13 protein-coding genes and 2 pseudogenes are annotated in these 15,212 nt (G+C 69.8%); 10 read left to right on the forward strand and 5 right to left on the reverse strand.

Going from position 1 to position 15,212, the window contains the following annotated elements; genetic code table 11:
- The 3 genes from D7V80_RS35135 to D7V80_RS35145 form a co-directional block, all read left to right on the forward strand.
- A partial coding sequence (locus D7V80_RS35135; protein WP_233585949.1) for a glucosamine-6-phosphate deaminase occupies positions 1-778 on the forward strand: 778 nt, incomplete at its 5' end.
- 76 nt (positions 779-854) lie between these two features.
- A complete protein-coding gene (locus tag D7V80_RS35140; protein WP_120592251.1) occupies positions 855-1,973 on the forward strand; it encodes an NAD(P)-dependent alcohol dehydrogenase in 1,119 nt (372 codons plus the stop codon).
- Positions 1,970-2,491 (forward strand): DUF4334 domain-containing protein, encoded by a 522-nt coding sequence (locus D7V80_RS35145; protein WP_120592252.1) that lies wholly within the window; start codon positions 1,970-1,972, stop codon positions 2,489-2,491. The genes D7V80_RS35140 and D7V80_RS35145 overlap by 4 nt, the downstream gene beginning before the upstream one ends.
- On the opposite strand, the gene D7V80_RS35150 is transcribed toward D7V80_RS35145, so the two are convergent.
- From D7V80_RS35150 to D7V80_RS35160, 3 genes are all read right to left on the reverse strand, one after another.
- Positions 2,488-3,219, reverse strand: a complete 732-nt coding sequence (locus D7V80_RS35150) for a lytic transglycosylase domain-containing protein (protein WP_120592253.1) — start codon at positions 3,217-3,219, stop codon at positions 2,488-2,490. The two genes, D7V80_RS35145 and D7V80_RS35150, sit on opposite strands and share 4 nt — an antisense overlap.
- A gap of 94 nt (positions 3,220-3,313) precedes the next feature.
- Entirely contained in the window at positions 3,314-3,865 is a 552-nt protein-coding gene (locus tag D7V80_RS35155) for a hypothetical protein (protein ID WP_120592254.1), read from the reverse strand.
- A 19-nt stretch (positions 3,866-3,884) separates the two neighbouring features.
- Entirely contained in the window at positions 3,885-4,484 is a 600-nt protein-coding gene (locus D7V80_RS35160; protein WP_233585950.1) for a hypothetical protein, read from the reverse strand.
- A 325-nt stretch (positions 4,485-4,809) separates the two neighbouring features.
- Here D7V80_RS35160 and D7V80_RS35165 point away from each other — a divergent pair, with 325 nt between their 5' ends.
- The 7 genes and pseudogenes from D7V80_RS35165 (at position 4,810) to D7V80_RS35195 (ending at position 13,102) form a co-directional block, all read left to right on the forward strand.
- The gene (locus tag D7V80_RS35165) at positions 4,810-5,487 is read left to right on the forward strand and encodes a carboxypeptidase-like regulatory domain-containing protein (RefSeq protein ID WP_120592256.1); all 678 of its coding nucleotides are present in this window, start codon (positions 4,810-4,812) and stop codon (positions 5,485-5,487) included.
- Between the two features lie 2 nt (positions 5,488-5,489).
- Positions 5,490-6,215 (forward strand): hypothetical protein, encoded by a 726-nt coding sequence (locus tag D7V80_RS35170; RefSeq protein WP_120592257.1) that lies wholly within the window; start codon positions 5,490-5,492, stop codon positions 6,213-6,215.
- A gap of 70 nt (positions 6,216-6,285) precedes the next feature.
- The gene (locus D7V80_RS35175) at positions 6,286-7,536 is read left to right on the forward strand and encodes a hypothetical protein (protein WP_147447318.1); all 1,251 of its coding nucleotides are present in this window, start codon (positions 6,286-6,288) and stop codon (positions 7,534-7,536) included.
- A 163-nt stretch (positions 7,537-7,699) separates the two neighbouring features.
- Positions 7,700-10,504 carry a hypothetical protein gene (locus D7V80_RS35180; RefSeq protein ID WP_304988474.1) on the forward strand — a complete coding sequence of 935 codons (2,805 nt, stop codon included), beginning with the start codon at positions 7,700-7,702 and terminating at the stop codon, positions 10,502-10,504.
- 223 nt (positions 10,505-10,727) lie between these two features.
- Positions 10,728-11,527 (forward strand): annotated as a pseudogene (locus D7V80_RS35185) (DUF6310 domain-containing protein).
- Positions 11,524-12,279, forward strand: coding sequence for a DUF5953 family protein (locus tag D7V80_RS35190; protein ID WP_120592260.1), 756 nt, complete (start codon positions 11,524-11,526; stop codon positions 12,277-12,279). Before D7V80_RS35185 ends, D7V80_RS35190 begins: the two are co-directional and overlap by 4 nt.
- A gap of 277 nt (positions 12,280-12,556) precedes the next feature.
- Complete coding sequence (locus D7V80_RS35195; RefSeq protein ID WP_120592261.1) at positions 12,557-13,102, forward strand: zinc ribbon domain-containing protein; 546 nt, start codon at positions 12,557-12,559, stop codon at positions 13,100-13,102.
- A 56-nt stretch (positions 13,103-13,158) separates the two neighbouring features.
- Here D7V80_RS35195 and D7V80_RS35200 read toward each other — a convergent pair whose 3' ends face one another.
- Both D7V80_RS35200 and D7V80_RS35205 read right to left on the reverse strand, forming a co-directional pair.
- The gene (locus D7V80_RS35200) at positions 13,159-14,418 is read right to left on the reverse strand and encodes a serine/threonine-protein kinase (protein ID WP_120592262.1); all 1,260 of its coding nucleotides are present in this window, start codon (positions 14,416-14,418) and stop codon (positions 13,159-13,161) included.
- A 176-nt stretch (positions 14,419-14,594) separates the two neighbouring features.
- Positions 14,595-15,212 (reverse strand): annotated as a pseudogene (locus D7V80_RS35205) (serine/threonine protein kinase); the annotation flags it as partial.

Consider the following 15,212-nt stretch of genomic DNA (forward strand, 5'->3'; position numbering starts at 1 on the left):
GGCCTATGCTGGCCAGCCCATGAACCCAAGGGTGTTCCAGACGGAGCAGGAGGCCGCCGCCACCTGCGCGGCGCGCATCGCCGAGGCGGTGCGTCACACGCCGGAGCTGGTGCTGGGGCTCGTCACGGGACGCTCGCCGCTCAACGTGTACCGGAACCTCGTGGAGCTGGCGGGCCGGGGGGCGCTGGACCTGTCGCGGGCCACGACGTTCAACGTGGACGAGTTCCTGGGACTGCCGCCCGAGGACGCGGGCAGCTTCCGCGCGTACATGGACCGGCATCTGTTCCGGCATGTGAATCTGTCAACGGAACGGATCCACTTCTTCGACGGGTGCGCGCCGGACGCGGAGGCGGAATGCGCGCGCTATGACGCGGCGCTCGCGGCGGCCGGAGGGCTGGACCTGCTGCTGTTGGGCGTGGGGCCCAACGGGCACATCGCGTTCAACGAACCCGGCGAGGCGCTGACGGCGACGAGCCACCGCGCGCGCCTGTCGCGGGAGACGCGGCTGTCCCACGTGATGGCGTTCGGGGATGATCCGTCGAAGGTGCCCATGGCGGCGCTGACGCTGGGCATGGCGGCGGTGCTCCAGGCGCGCAAGGTCGTGGTGCTCGCGTTCGGCGTGAACAAGGCCGCGGCGGTGACGGCGATGGTGCACGGGCCGCTCACGCCCCGGTGGCCCGCGTCGTTCCTCCAGCTCCATCGCGACGTGGAGCTGTGGCTGGACACGGGCGCGGCCACCGGCCTGCACGGGCGCAAGCTGGAAGCCGCCCGGACCTGACCCGGAAATGGCAGGTGCGACCCCGAATGGCCCGGGGCATGTGACTTTATTGGCGAAGTGCCAATAGTATGTGGCCATGGGTCTTCCAGTGCGAGCCGCGCTGCTGCGGGAGGTGGGTGGTCCCTTCGTCATCGACGAGGTCGAGCTCGATGCGCCCCAGGAGGGCGAGCTGCGCGTGCGGGTGGCGGCGAGCGGCATCTGCCACACCGACCTCACGTACCGGGCAGGAGCGGGCCGCTTCCCGCTGCCCGCGGTGCTGGGCCACGAAGGCGCGGGCGTGGTGGAGGCGGTGGGGGAGGGCGTGACGGGCTTCCAGCCCGGCGACGCGGTGGTGCTCAGCTACTTCTCGTGCCGTGGCTGCCGCACGTGCGCGGGCGGACACTTTCCCTATTGCGAGCGGGCCTACGCGGGGAACTTCTCCGGCTCACGGCCGGACGGCTCGTTCCCCATGCGGTGGCGCGGCGAGCCCGTCCGCTCGAGCTTCTTCCATCAGTCGTCGTTCGCCACGCACGTGCTGGCGCACCAGCACAACGCGGTGAAGGTGGATGGCTCGGTGCCGATCGAGCGGATGGCTCCGCTGGGCTGTGGGTTCCAGACCGGGGCGGGGGCGGTGCTGGAGGCGTTCCGGCTCCAGGCGGGGCAGCAGCTCGCCGTCTTCGGGGCGGGCTCCGTCGGGCTCGCGGCCATCATGGCGGCGCGGGTCGCGGGCGCATCACGCATCCTCGCGGTGGACCTCAGCGCGGAGCGGCTGGAGCTCGCGCGTGAATTGGGCGCCACGGACACGTTCCTGGCGGATGAGCCCGGGCTCACGAAGACGGTGGTGGCGCTCACCCGCGGCGGCGTGGACTTCGCGCTGGAGTGCGTGGGGTCGCCCCAGGTGTTGCGGCAGGCGTTCGACGTGACACGGCCCCTGGGCACGTGCGGGTTGCTCGGGCTTCCTGGCCGGGACGCGGAGGTCTCGCTCTCCATGACGGCGCTGCTCCTGGGCCGGAAGCTGGTGGGCATCCTCGAAGGCAACGTGGACCCCAAGGCCTTCATCCCCAGGCTGGTCGCGCTGCACGCGCAAGGGCGCTTCCCGCTGGAGAAGCTGAGCCGCGCGTATCCCTTCGAAGCCATCAACGACGCCGTTCACGACATGGAGACGCGCGTGGCGGTCAAACCGGTGCTGTGCATGCCAGGAGGCGGAACGACATGACGTTCGACGAAGCAGTGAAGGCCGGGCGCATCCGCGTGGAGGAGGCGCTCGCGTTGTTCGACAGCCTGCCCGCGGTGGACGTCGGGTTCATGCGCGGCACGTGGCAGGGGCGCGAGTTCCAGACGGGACATCCGTTGGACGGGCTGCTCGCTTCAACGGGCTGGTACGGCAAGCAGTTCATCGACGCGGAGAGCGTGCACCCGTTGCTCTTCTACACGGAGGACCGCGAGGCGGTGTTCCCGGTGGACCCGCGCAAGTGGCCGGCCCCGGAGCTCGCGGGGCCCGTGGCGCCGCACCGGGCCTCGGTGGGGACGGACCAGTTCAAGGCGCGCCTGCGCATGCTGGAGTTCCGGGGGCGGCTCAGCGCGACGATGGTCTACGACGACCGGCCCATCCTCGACGTGTTCCGGAAGGTGGACCGGGACACGCTGCTGGGGCTGATGGACGCACGGGACATGGCGCCCTACTTCTTCGTGCTGCGGCGTGAGGCGGAGGCCCCACCCGGCGCCCGGCCCTAACGCGTCGCGGAGGCGAGCTTCGCGGGAGGCTTGCTGCCCGCCGGCGGACGGGACGCGGGCTTCACGGGGGCCGCCCGCTTCGGTGCGGCGGCCGGCTTCGAGGCCGCATCCGGCGGACGGGCCTTCCGCGCGACGGGGGCCTTCGGCTTCGTGTGCTCATAGGCCGCGAGCACCTTGGCCACGTAGAACTCCGTCTCCCCGTTGCGCGGCACGCGCCCGTTTACCGCGCCCGGGCCCGCGTTGTACGCGGCCACCGCCAGGCGCACGTCGCGGAACCTGCGCAGCTGTTCGGCCAGGTAGCGCCCGCTCGCGTTGACGGAGGGCGCCGGGTCGAAGGGGTCCTCCACCCGCATCAGCGCCGCCGTGTCCGGCATGAGCTGCCCGGGCCCCATGGCCCCCGCGGGCGAGATGCGGTGCACCCGCGTCTCCGACTCCACCTGGATGAGCGCCTTCAGGAGCCCCGGCGGAATCCCGTGGCGGCGCTCCGTGTCCTCGATGAGCGGCTCCAGCGGCGGGTGCCCGTCCAGCACGCACTCGGGCCGGTGCGCCACGTAGGCCCCCAGGGCGCGCGCCTTCGTCTGGAGGAAGGAGAAGGACAGGGGCGACACCTGCGTCTCGCCCAGCCACGCCACGCCCAGGTTGAGCAACACCACGGGCACCAGCGCGCACGGCACCAGCCACGCCCATCCCGGAATCTTGATGCCGCCCACGGCCCGCTTGCGTCCCACCCTCCCCACTTAAGGGCGCCAGGTGTCCCCGTCCAGCTTCCGGCCGACCCGCCGCCCCGGCGGCGTCCTTTTCGCCGGGGCGGGAGTGGAGGCTTCAGAACAGCAGGCCGAAGTAGTTGGCTCTCGCCTTGGCGCCCACGCAGACCTCGACGTCCGCGGTCCACGACTGCGTGGGAGGCGACCCCGTGGCCTGGAAGCGGAACTCCAGCTCCTCCTGCTTGGCCAGGTCCAGCACGTCCACCGCGCCGCTGCTGGTGAGCTCCAGCTTGTTCGTGGAGCCCCCGGTGCCGGTGCGCCGGAACTCGCCCAGCACCACGTACTCCGCGGAGCCCGGCTTGCGCACGGCGAGGCTGGCGCGCTCGATGCCGCTGATGTCCGTGCTGGCGGTGGCGTCGAAGAGCTTCAGCCGCAGCTCCGTCTCCACGTCGGCGTCCTCGGGCAGCGCGCTGGCGAAGTCACCCAGCGGAATCGTGAAGGACTGCTCCACGGAGCCGGCGATGGGCGGGGAGGCGGGGAAGGACAGGTCGTTCTCTGACTTGCAGATGCGCTCGGCCTCCACCTCGACGGTGAAGAGCGAATCACAGCCCGTGCCCAACAGGGCCACGGCGCCAGCGAGCAGGAGGGTGCGGAAGGATTGCGTTCGCATGGTGGATGGGTCTCCTGGCTCAGAAGAAGTAGACGATGAAGCCCAGCTTCACCGACGGGATGGTGGCGCGCAGGTGCAGCGGTCCGGACGTGACGCTGTCGTCCCCGGAGGCGTCCTGGATGAGCGGCGTGGGGTCCGGCACGGTCATCGCCACGTAGCTCAAGCCCACGTTCAGGAAGAAGTTGAAGCGGCTCTTCGTGCCCACCTCCAGGCCCACGCTGCCCGTCACGTAGTTGTAGGTGACGTCGCGGATGGCCTCCGACGTGGCGCTCGGCTCACGGCCCAGCCAGTCCAGCACCTCGCTGTACTCCGAACCGAAGTAGTGCCCGCCCTCCACGTTGAGGGTCGGGGCGATGAAGGTGTCCATCGGCAGGAGGGTCACACCGCCGCGCACGCCGATGCTGAGCGTGTTCGTGGTGGGGCCCGCGTGCAGCCGCAGCCAGTTCGTGGGGCGCACCACGGCGGACACGCCGATGCCGTGCGGAGCGCCCGCGTCCAGCAGCAGGCCCACCTTGTGGGGCGCGTCGTCCTGGGCGAGCGCCGGGGTGGCGCTGCCCAACACGGCCAGGCACCCCAGGGCGATGCCCGAGGAGAGAAGGGAAGGGTGTCGTCGTCTCAAGGAAGAAGAGTCCATCGTCATGACGAAAGTTCCACGGTGAATGCCGGCCCAGCGGGCATTCTTCGCGGAAGGCGAGCGGGAAATGAAGCGCTTCACGCGAAACCCGTACGGGCTTTCCGGGATGCCACGACCCGCGGTGGAGGGACTGCCCGGTTCCCGACACGCTGCGCAGTGCCTCAAGAACTGGAAATGCGCGCAATGCCTGTCAAATCAAGGACGTCCTGTTCAATCCCGCGGGTGATGTCGAGCAAATCCACTCGATGCGAGCGTATGATGAAAGGAAACGGTGGCGAGGCATTCAGGGCCGGAACCCGGGGGGCCAAGGATGATCGACGAAGTCGATCTGCGCATGAGAGCGTGGGTGGGACGCATTGCCACGGATGCTCCGGTGCACCTGGGCGTGCCCGACCGTGAGGCCCTGGACCGGGGTGTCTGTCTTTACCTCCTGGAGCTGGGGCCGGCGCCCCTGACCCGGGCGGGGAAGCGGGGCGCCCTGCAATTCACCGTCTGCTATCTGGTGACGGTGGGCGCGGAGACGCCCGAGCGCGCGCACCGGCTGTTGGGCGACCTGGTCTTCGCGGCCATGAGCGACAAGGAATTGGAGGTGGACCTGAGCCCGGTGCCGGCGGCGCTGTGGGCGGGTTTGCGCTCGGTGCCGCGTCCGGCCTTCCGCCTGCGGGTGCAGGTGCGCAAGGAGCGGCCCCTGGCGGAGGTGCGATGTCTGTCATTGGTGGACGCGGTGTCCGAGCAGGCCCCCCTGCTGGGTCGGGTGGTGGGGCCCGGTGACGTGCCCATCCGGGACGCGTGGGTGGCGCTGCCCTCGCTGCGGTTGAGCACGCGCACGGACGCGGAGGGGCACTTCCACTTCCCCCGCCCGCCGCCGGGAGAGTCGCTGGGCCTGCTGGAGGTGCGCGCGGAAGGGGGGCTGCTGTCGGTGGCGTCGGAGGGGCTGGCCACCGGGACGTCGCCGTTGGTCATCCGGGTGCCGGTGAAGGAGGAGTGACGATGCACGCGGTTCCGCCATCCGAGGCCGTGGAGGCGCGGCCCCGCGAGCGGCGGCACCTTGCCTGGGTGCTGTCCCTGGCAAAGTGGGTGAAGGCCTGGGCGGAGCGGGTGCTCGCGGAGCACGCCGCCGCGGTGGCGAAGGCGGCGGTGGGGCTGGGAGGCGCGCGGGTGCGCTCGCTGCCCCTGCGCGAGCCGGCCGTGGTGCTGCTGCCGGTGCCCCTGTGGCCTCACAGGAGGGACGAACCCCTGCTGCCGGAGCGCTCGGACGCGGTGTCCACGCCGACGCTCGCGGAGGCGCCCACGCCCCGCTTGAACACGCTGCGGTGCATCCCGAAGGAGGGGGACATGGAACACGAGGCCGTTGCGCTCCAGGCGGCGCCCCGGGTGCCCTTCGGATTCGACCCGGATGACCTGCTGTCTCCGGAGCCTGGGGCGGTGGTGGCCCCGTCGCCCTCGCCCGCGCTGTTGCTCCAGGCCGCCGCGCTTCCTTGCGAGGACCTGCCGGAGCCGCCGCCCGTCGCGCCTCGGCCGTTGCAGGCGGTGATGTCGTTTCCCAGGGACCCCGCGAAGGACCTCATCGCGCTCCTGAAGGAGTCGATGGGAACGCCGGCCCAGCCGTCCGTGCCCTGGTCGGAGGCGGTGCCGCCTTCGCCCGACGAACCCGCCGACGCGGTGGAGATGCTGCGTCAGTGTGAGCGATTGGAGCTGGAGCCGCCGGGGGAGTAGCAGCGGGGCTATGCTGTCCCGCGCGATGCCCGAGCGGTCACGTCCCAGCACTGCCCCGCCAGGCCTCACGGTGGCCGACGTCGAGCGTCAGCTGGAGGGGCGCGCGGAGGTCCTCGCGGCGGCGCGGCGCCCGTATGCGGAGCTGGAGAGGGCGCTGTCCGGCCGGCGATGGCGGCGCGCGCTGGTGCGGCGTCCGGAGCTGGTGTCCGCGCTCGTGGCCGAAGCCCAGGCGGTGGAGGAGGCGCTGGAGCGCGTCCAGCGTCGTGCCGTGCAGGAGGCCTGGCCGGACGACACGCCCGCATTGAAGGCGGCGCGGGAGTTGTCGGCGCGGCGGGAGCGGCTGACGCGGCTGGCCCGGCGCAGGCTGGACGTGCTGACGGTGGCGCCCGAAGGCGTGTCGCTGGAAGAGCTGCTGACGCGGCTGGATGCGCTGGTGTCCCAGGAGGTGCGCTGGACGCTGAATCCGGGGGAGGTGCTCGTCTACGAGGCCGTCGCCCAGGGGGGCCAGGAGAACCGCGAGAAGCGGTTTCGCGCGGAGCTGCCCGCGTACTACGGCTGGATCTGGTGCTTCGGTCTGCCCGCGACGCTCGCGGCCTGGGTGTTGGCGCCCCCTGGCTTGAAGAGCATGGCGATCGCCCTCTTCGTGGGGACCGGCATGGGCCCCCCTCTCTGGGACCTGCTGCGCTCGGGGCATGCGAAGCTGACCAGTGAGCGGCTGCTCTGGAAGCCGACGTTCGGGCCTCTGCAGGAGGTGCGGCTGGGGACCATCGGGGATGGCGGCGTCCGCGTGGAGCGGACCTGGGACCTGCGCGTGGAGGGCGAGCGCCGGTGGCACGCGCCCGCCCTCCGGGATGCAGCGGAGCTGGCCCTCCTCGTGGAGCTGCACCGGCAGCCGCCGTTGCGCGGCGCGGCCCGGACGGGCGTGCGCCTGGACAGCGTGGCGGTGTTTCCCGCGAAGCTCGGCAAGCGCAAGGGCTTCTGCGTGCTGGGCCCCCAGGGCCTCTCCTTCATCCCGGAAGGCAAGGGGCCCCAGGCCTTGAGGGCCGTCACCGGCCACCCGTCCGAGCTGCGCGGCTTCGAGTCCGACCGGGTGCTGGACGCGCTGCGCTGGCTGCCGGAGGCGGAGTTCGACGCCTGTGTGATGCGCATGGTGGAGGCCACCGGCGGTCTGGCCTGGTCCCGCGCGGAGGCGCGCTACGTGCCGGGCTCCCCGGTGTGGAGGGGGATCCGCATCGAGCGCGGGAGCCTGACGCTGACCGGCCGCGTGCGGTGGGATCAGCAGGACGCCGCCGAACGGCTCCTGCGCGGCTGGCCCCGGTAAAAGGCGCCATCGACCAGGGAACGCCCTTCACTGCGTACACAGGGATGGAGTCGTTGCGCCGCGCAACGATTCCACCGGGTCCGGGTTCACCCGTTCCTCAATGTCAGACGCCACCCCTACAGTGAAGCTGGGGGTCCCCATCCCCCTTTCCCGAGAGACATCCATGAAAGTCAGACACCCGGCGGTGCGCCGCGTCTTCCAGCGCGCCGCGTCCGCGGCGACGCTGCTGTTGGGCCTCGCCATGGGCAGCCCGTCGCAGGCGCAGCACTTCACCGTCTTCGAGAGTGGTCAGGTGCGTCCCCTGGCCCTGTCGCCCAACGGCGAGTGGCTCTACGCCGTCAACACGCCGGACAACCGGTTGGAAATCTTCCAGGTGGGCACCAGCGGCCTCACCCACAAGGGCTCCGTGCCCGTGGGGCTGGAGCCCGTGGCCGTGGCCGCGCGCACCAACAACGAGGTCTGGGTGGTCAACCACCTGTCCGACAGCGTCAGCGTCGTGAAGGTGGACGCGAACGGGCAGGGCGGCAGCGTGACGCGGACGCTGCTCGTGGGCGACGAGCCCCGCGACATCGTCTTCGCGGGCACCGGGAAGAAGCGCGCGTTCATCACCGCCGCGCACCGTGGCCAGAACACCGGGTTCGACCCGCAGCTCACCACGCCGGGCATCGGCCGCGCGGACGTCTGGGTATTCGACTCGGAGAACCTGGGCACGACGCTGGGCGGCACGCCGCTCACCCGCCTCACCCTGTTCGGTGACACGCCTCGCGCGCTCGCGGCCACGCCGGATGGCAGCCGGGTGTACGCGGCCGCGTTCCACTCCGGCAACCGCACCACCGTGGTCCACGAGAGCCTGGTGCCCAACGGCGGCGAGTCCGTGGGCGGCGTCCCCGGCCCCAACGTCAACCACCAGGGCATCCCCGCCCCGGAGGTCTCCGTCATCGTGAAGTACAACGGCGAGGACTGGGTGGACGTGCTCAACCGCCCGTGGACCGACTACGTCCGCTTCTCCCTGCCGGACAAGGACGTCTTCGCCATCTCCGCCAATGCCAACCCGCCCGTGCAGGTGTCCGGCGCGGCGGGCACCTTCGCCGGGGTGGGCACCATCCTGTTCAACATGGCCGTCAACCCGGTGAGCGGGAAGGTCTACGTGAGCAACACCGAAGCGCGAAACGACCTGCGCTTCGAGGGCCCCGGCACCATGACGGGCAACACCCTGCGCGGCCACCTGCACGAAAGCCGCATCACCGTGCTGGGCGACCCCAGCGCGCCCACCGTCACGCCCCGCCACCTCAACACGCACATCAACTACGCGGCCTGCTGCGCGGCCACGCCCAACGCGGAGAGCGAGAAGAGCCTCGCGCAGCCCACGGGCATGGCCGTGACGTCCGACGGCGCCACGCTCTACGTCGCCGCGTTCGGTTCGTCGAAGCTGGGCGTGTACGCCACGTCCCAGCTGGAGTCCGGCACCTTCACGCCCTCCACCGCGAACCAGGTCGCGCTGACGGGCGGAGGCCCCACCGGCCTGGTGCTGGATGAGGCCCGGGGGCGCCTGTACGTGCTCACCCGCTTCGACAACGCCATCTCCGTCGTCAACACCGCGACGAAGACGGAGGTCGCGCACCTGCCCATGTTCAACCCGGAGCCGGTCAGCGTGGTGCAGGGCCGCCCGTTCCTCTACGACGCGCGCAACAGCTCCAGCCACGGCGACTCGTCCTGCGGCAGCTGCCACATCTTCGGCGACTTCGACAGCACGACCTGGGACCTGGGCAACCCGGACGGTGACGTGAAGGCGAGCTACAACCCCATCGTGCCGGTGCTGCCGGAGTTCGGCACGGACCCCACGTTCGGTCAGGACACGTCCTTCCACCCGCTGAAGGGCCCCCTGTCCACGCAGAGCCTGCGCGGCATGGCCAACCAGGGCCCCATGCACTGGCGCGGGGACCGCACCGGTGGCGACAGCGCGCCCAGCGTGCAGCCCAACGGCGGCACCTTCGACGAGGTCGCGGCCTTCAAGCAGTTCAACCCCGCGTTCAAGGACCTGCTGGGCCGCAGCTCGCAGCTGTCGGAAGTGGAGATGCAGAAGTTCTCCGACTTCATCCTCCAGGTCGTCTACCCGCCCAACCCCATCCGCAAGCTGGACAACTCGCTCACGGCTTCGCAGCAGGCGGGCAAGGACTTCTTCACGAACACCACCAGCTTCTTCCCGGGCTCGTGCGAGTCCTGCCACCGCGTGGACGTGAACGCGAACCCGGGCGAGGGCCCCTTCAAGGGCTTCTTCGGCACGGACGGCCGCAGCTCCTTCGACGCGGAGCCGCTGTTCCCCAAGGTCCCGCACCTGCGGAACATGTACCAGAAGGTCGGCATGTTCGGCGCCGCCTTCCCCTTCGGCAACACGCCGGCGGATCCGTTCCTGGGGGACCAGGTGCGCGGCACGGGCTTCAACAGCGACGGCGCCATCCCCACGCTGTTCCTCTTCAACAGCGGCTTCGACTTCCACCCCATCTTCAACCAGGTGGGCATCCCGGACACGCCCGCGGGCTTCCAGGCGAAGAAGGACATGGAGGAATACATGTTCGCCTTCGAGACCAACCTGGCGCCCATCGTGGGCCAGCAGGTGACGCTCACCGCGACCAACGCGGCGGTGGTGGGGACGCGCATCGACCTGTTGATGGCGCGCGCGGACGCGGGCGAGTGCGACCTGGTGGCCAAGGGCCGCGCGGGCACGTACGAGATGGGCTTCCGCTACCTGGGCAGCGGGCAGTTCAAGGCGGACCGCGCGGCGCTGCCGCTGGTGCCGTCCGCGTCGCTGCGCTCGGGCGTGGCCGCGAACCAGGGCGTGCTGACGTACACCTGCACGCCGCCGGGCTCCGGTCAGCGCGTGGGCATCGACCGGGACCTGGACGGCTTCCTGGACGGTGATGAGCGGGCCGCGGGCACCAACCCGGCGGACCCCGCCAGCCACCCGTAGCGGCGGGCTCCAGCGGTCAGTAGCGGAAGACACTCGGCGGCCCGGGCACCTGTTGCCCGGGCCGCTTGTCGTAGCGCTCGTGGGCGCCTGATATGTGAGGAGCGGCTGTGGCGGCTCATGGAGCCTGCCTGGGGGCATGACGCCGTCGAAGGGACGCATGGCCAACAGGTGCTGGCCCTCAGGACCTTCTTCATCTATCTGCCCTGGCACAAAGGCCCTGTTCATGCGCTTTCTCGCTGGCATCACACTCCTGATGTTCCTCTCGGCTTGCGCCTCGTCGGCACCGCCTCGGGGGGCACACCAAAGCCGGAGCAAGAGAATCGCCAATCTCCAGCGAGCGGCAGCGCTGCCCTGGAGAGACGATGGGCGGTGCGTTGTTCGAGAGGCTTCCCATCCTTGGTCCGTGCTGGTGGAGAGGTGCTATCAGGCCCTCGACCATGACCGGGTCGAGTTCCACGACACCACGGGAAGATGCACGGTCGCCTCCGCTGACGCCGCGACCCTCGGACTCGGGTTCTGCGTGCTGGCAGCCCCTGAAATCGCCGTGGGAGCCATCATCGTCTTGGGCGTGGTGGTGGTCGCCGTCGCCATCAAGGAGGAACTGGATGCTTACGAGTTTCGGCACCACTACCCTGAAGAAGCAGGAGCCGCGCGAGGAACGAGAAGAGCACCTCGGGCGGCTGTAACGGAACGAAAGCGCACAACAAATGTGCCGATCGGATTCCGCCCAACCGTTATCCCGGCATGGACGTGCTCGTTGGCGGAAAGCATTTCGACGCGCTGCAAGTCGGCGTGCGAGTGCTGTGGGAGATCAAGACCGATCAGTTCGACACGTACAGCGGCTTCCTCAGGGATCAGGTGATCGAAGATCAGGTGGCGGAGTTCAGGGAAGATCGCGAGATTGCGCGGAACTGCGGGTACGGTTTCGTCGCTGGGGTGAGCAGTGCCGCGCACAAGAAAGCGCTGCTGGATCTGGCTCCTGACCTTGAACCCCATGTCGTCGTCACGGAGTGCAAACGATGAGCATTCAGGCTCGTCTCCATTTCGCGGTCTATGCGCCCGCGCTCGTAGACGATGATGGACGCACGCCTGCTGTCGTCCATGGAGTCGAGAGGGCTCTCCCAGGTTTGCGCCTGGAGTGGGAAGTCGGGAAGGGCGGGCGCCTTATTGAATTACCGCAGCGCGATGCCTGGCTCGCTGAGGCGGCAACACGCGGAAGGTTCCCGATGCTGTGCAATGGCGACGAAAGCTCCCCCGTGACGATTAGCGGGTTGAGAACGCCTCCGAGTCAGGCCCCAGGCGGTCAGGCGCTGCTCGATATCCATGCGAAGCTTCCGCTGGACGCGGTCGTTACCGCGGCCGCAGCGAATGTGCTGGAAGGCATCGCCGAAGGCGCTCGTGCGTTCTGGGGGCATGCGTCGCCGGAGGGCTACGGTTCGGAAGTCGCGCAGCAGTTGCGCAGCTCGGCTCATGGTTCGCAGCGCTCACCCCGTGGGCTGCCCATGCTCGAACTCCCAGCTCGAATCCGCTCGCCCGAGATTCCTCATTGGCTGGGATGGCTGAACTTCTGGTCCGCCGCTGCCGCACGTGCCATTGGGTTTCCCGATCGTGCTCTCGACGCCGACTTGCTTGCGCGGGCGCGGCGTACTGTATCGGGGGGCTGGGTCGTGCAGCTCACGGATGCACCGCTCGACTACGACAACCCTGCTCACCTGGATACGCTCAAGCGGACCTACGAGCGCTTCCCGGAGATCGGCGGGCGCTCGGCGCCTTGATTTCAGACCGTCCAACGTCAGGGAGCAGCGCTCCTATCGCGGCTCCAGCGGTCAGTAACGGAAGACACTCGGCGGCCCGGGCACCTGTTGCCCGGGCCGTGAACGGGAGGCTCCAGGGGCGGGGAGAAACTCCAGGACTGCTTCCTGCGCTATGTTGACTCACTGGGTGTGTACGAGCTTGTGGCGAGTTGCGCTCTACACTTCTCGGGGTGGCTGGTGTTGAGGGACGCGACGGAAAGGTGGCCCGTGCACTGATTGTGCGGATACCTTGCCTCTCATGGGTGATTCCTTTCAGATAATCGTGGACAGGGACGCATCCGCGGATGAGGCCCCTCGTCTCGCGGCCGAGGTACGTGACTGGCTCGTCGCGCGACGCATCATTGAAGGGGGGCTGACGGACTCGGCCCTTGGAGACTTGGGGCATCGGCCGGGGCTCGGGTATCGCGCTGCGGTGGCGGGGCCCGACGAAGAGACGGGGATTTTGAGCCTTCTGACGAACGGCCTCCAAATCGAGGTGGGCCGAACCGTCTTCTATACCATCGGAGGTGAGTTGGAGTGTCGTGCGTGCGGCGCGCGATTCGAGCCCGAGGACGGTTGGGCGGAGGCGGTCGACGATTGGTACAGCGGGAACGACGGCGCGGAATTCGGGTGCCCGAACTGCGGGAAGCCCGAGCGGCTCGTGGAATGGAACGGCGCGTTTCCGTGGGGCTTCGGAAATTTGGGATTCAAGTTCTGGAATTGGCCTCCGCTGTCAGGGCGCTTCATCCAAGACATGGCTGAGAAATCGGGTCACCGGATGCTCTTGGTGCGTGGACACCTTTGAGCAGCAGTAGAGGGTCCGGCACTCTGTCGCCGCGGTCGATGGGCGCTCGTCCCGGCTCACGTTGCCCGGCCGGGCGCCGTCGTCACCTCATCCGGGTGGCGCTTCGTGATGGGGCTTCGTGGGCCCCGGTGTGTCGCGGGCACGGTGGGAAGCTCGTCCCGGGAGGGCGTGGCTGGAAGAGGGACGGAGATACCGCCCTCGTCATCCGGCACCTCGACGTCCCAGAGCAGGGTGTCCGCCTCCGCGAGGGCTTGCTGGACCTCCGTCACGGCGTCCTCGCCCGAATAGGGCGCCCACTGCGCCTGCCGCGCGCGCAGGACGCGCTCCAGCTCCGAGGCGGTGGCGAAGCGCTCGGCGGGGTCGCGCCGCAGCAGCGTGTGGAGGATGTCCCGGAGCGGCACGGACAGCCCCTCCGCCGCGCGCTCCACGTCCTCGGAGCGGAAGACCATGGCGCACCGGAGCGCATCCTCCGCGAACGGGGGCAGGTCCAGTCCCAGGGACGCCACCGACGCGGCGAGCACCTGCTCCTGCTCCTCCTTCGACAGCCGCGCCTCCAACTCCTCCGCGAGCAGGTGGCCCGGGTCGTAGAGGTGCCGGCCGGTGGCGAACTCCAGCAGCGTCAGGCCCAGGGAGAAAAGGTCCGCCCGCGCGTCCACGGCTTCACCCAGCAGGGACTCCGGCGCCGCGTAGAGGACGTCCCCCTGCGCCCGCGGGAAGGACGTCGCCACGCGCCCCGTCAGGCGGGATAGCGCGATGCCGAAGTCCGTCAGCCGCACCTCTCCGCGTGGCCCCAGGCGGACGCGGCCCGGGTTGACGTCGCGGTGGACGATGCCCAGCGGCGTGCCCGCCTCATCCGTGCGGGTGTGCGCGTGCTCCAGTGCCGCCGCGACCTCCGCCCCCACGTGGAGGAGGAAGGATTCCGAGAAGTAACGCCCGCGCGCCTGGGCCACGGACAGCAGCGTGTTGAGCGTCAGCCCTTCCAGGTGCTCCGTCACCACGCACAGCCCATGCGTCAGCTCCACCAGACCCTGGACGCGGGCGATGCGCGGGTGCTGGAGGTACGCCGCCAGCCGCACCTCCTCCTCCAGCCGGGCGCGGGCGCGCTGGAACCGCTCGGCCTCTTGCGCCGTGTCAGGCCGGGGGAGGCACTTGAGCACCACGCTAGGGCCCAGCCCGCGGGGCGTGCGCACCTGGGCGAGCAGCACGCGCTCGCCCACGCGGCCCATGCCCAGGTCCCGGTAGAACTCGTAGGCGGTGTCCCCTTGCATGAAGAGGACCGCGCCCCGGGTGGACGGAAGGTCGGACGGTCGGGTCATGGCGGGGCAATTCCTTGCACCTCGCGCGAGAGGCATTCCCGCGAAGGGAGCTGCAAGGTAGTGCCCGCGCCTTCCGCCGGGAACGACGCGGCGGGTTCAATCACCCCCGAAATCGTGTTCACCCGGGGTGTGGGGTGAGAGGACTTGTTTGTAACGGCGTTTGACGTTGGCGGGGGTCAGTGCCAGCGCATGACGGCATAAGCGGGGACCCTGTTGTTTCCAACCACCATTCCTGGCTTGGAGTTGACCGAATGGGGAAGGAAGCCCGGGTGGCGGGAATCGCCAATCTCGAAGCAGACGGGCAGGGTCCGGCCATCAGGCAGGTGCGCTTCCGTGTAACGGGCGACGATGATCCCACCGCCGGTCCACAAGTAGCCTGAGATGGGCGTGCCGCTAGGAAGGGCCGGCCAGGAGCTGTTCTTGATGACACCTGTCACGGGCCCATCGGTGAAGACGACCTGCCTGAAGTCTCGCTGTTGCCTATCGATTTGGATCTCGGCCAGATTGCCGGGCCTCAGGTTCAGCCCGTCCTCGTTGTTGAACATGGCGTCCACGGCCCTGGAGGGGCAGTCGCGCGGTTCAGGCCGCACCTGGGCTCCCGGGCAGCCCAACTGGAGGGCCGCCGCGGCCGAGGCCCCCGCGCACAGCTTCAGGAAGCCTGCCCAGTCCGACGGGGGCCAGGCGGGGCGGGAGACCAGGGCCTTCGGCTTCCTGGCGTTGGCGTCGGGGGGCGGCATGGCAGTGGGAGCGCGCTTCACGAGGGGACTTTCCTCGTGAAGCGCGCTCCCACTGCC

The sequence above is a fragment of the Corallococcus sp. CA054B genome (genome assembly GCF_003611625.1).
GTDB classification, from domain to species: domain Bacteria; phylum Myxococcota; class Myxococcia; order Myxococcales; family Myxococcaceae; genus Corallococcus; species Corallococcus coralloides.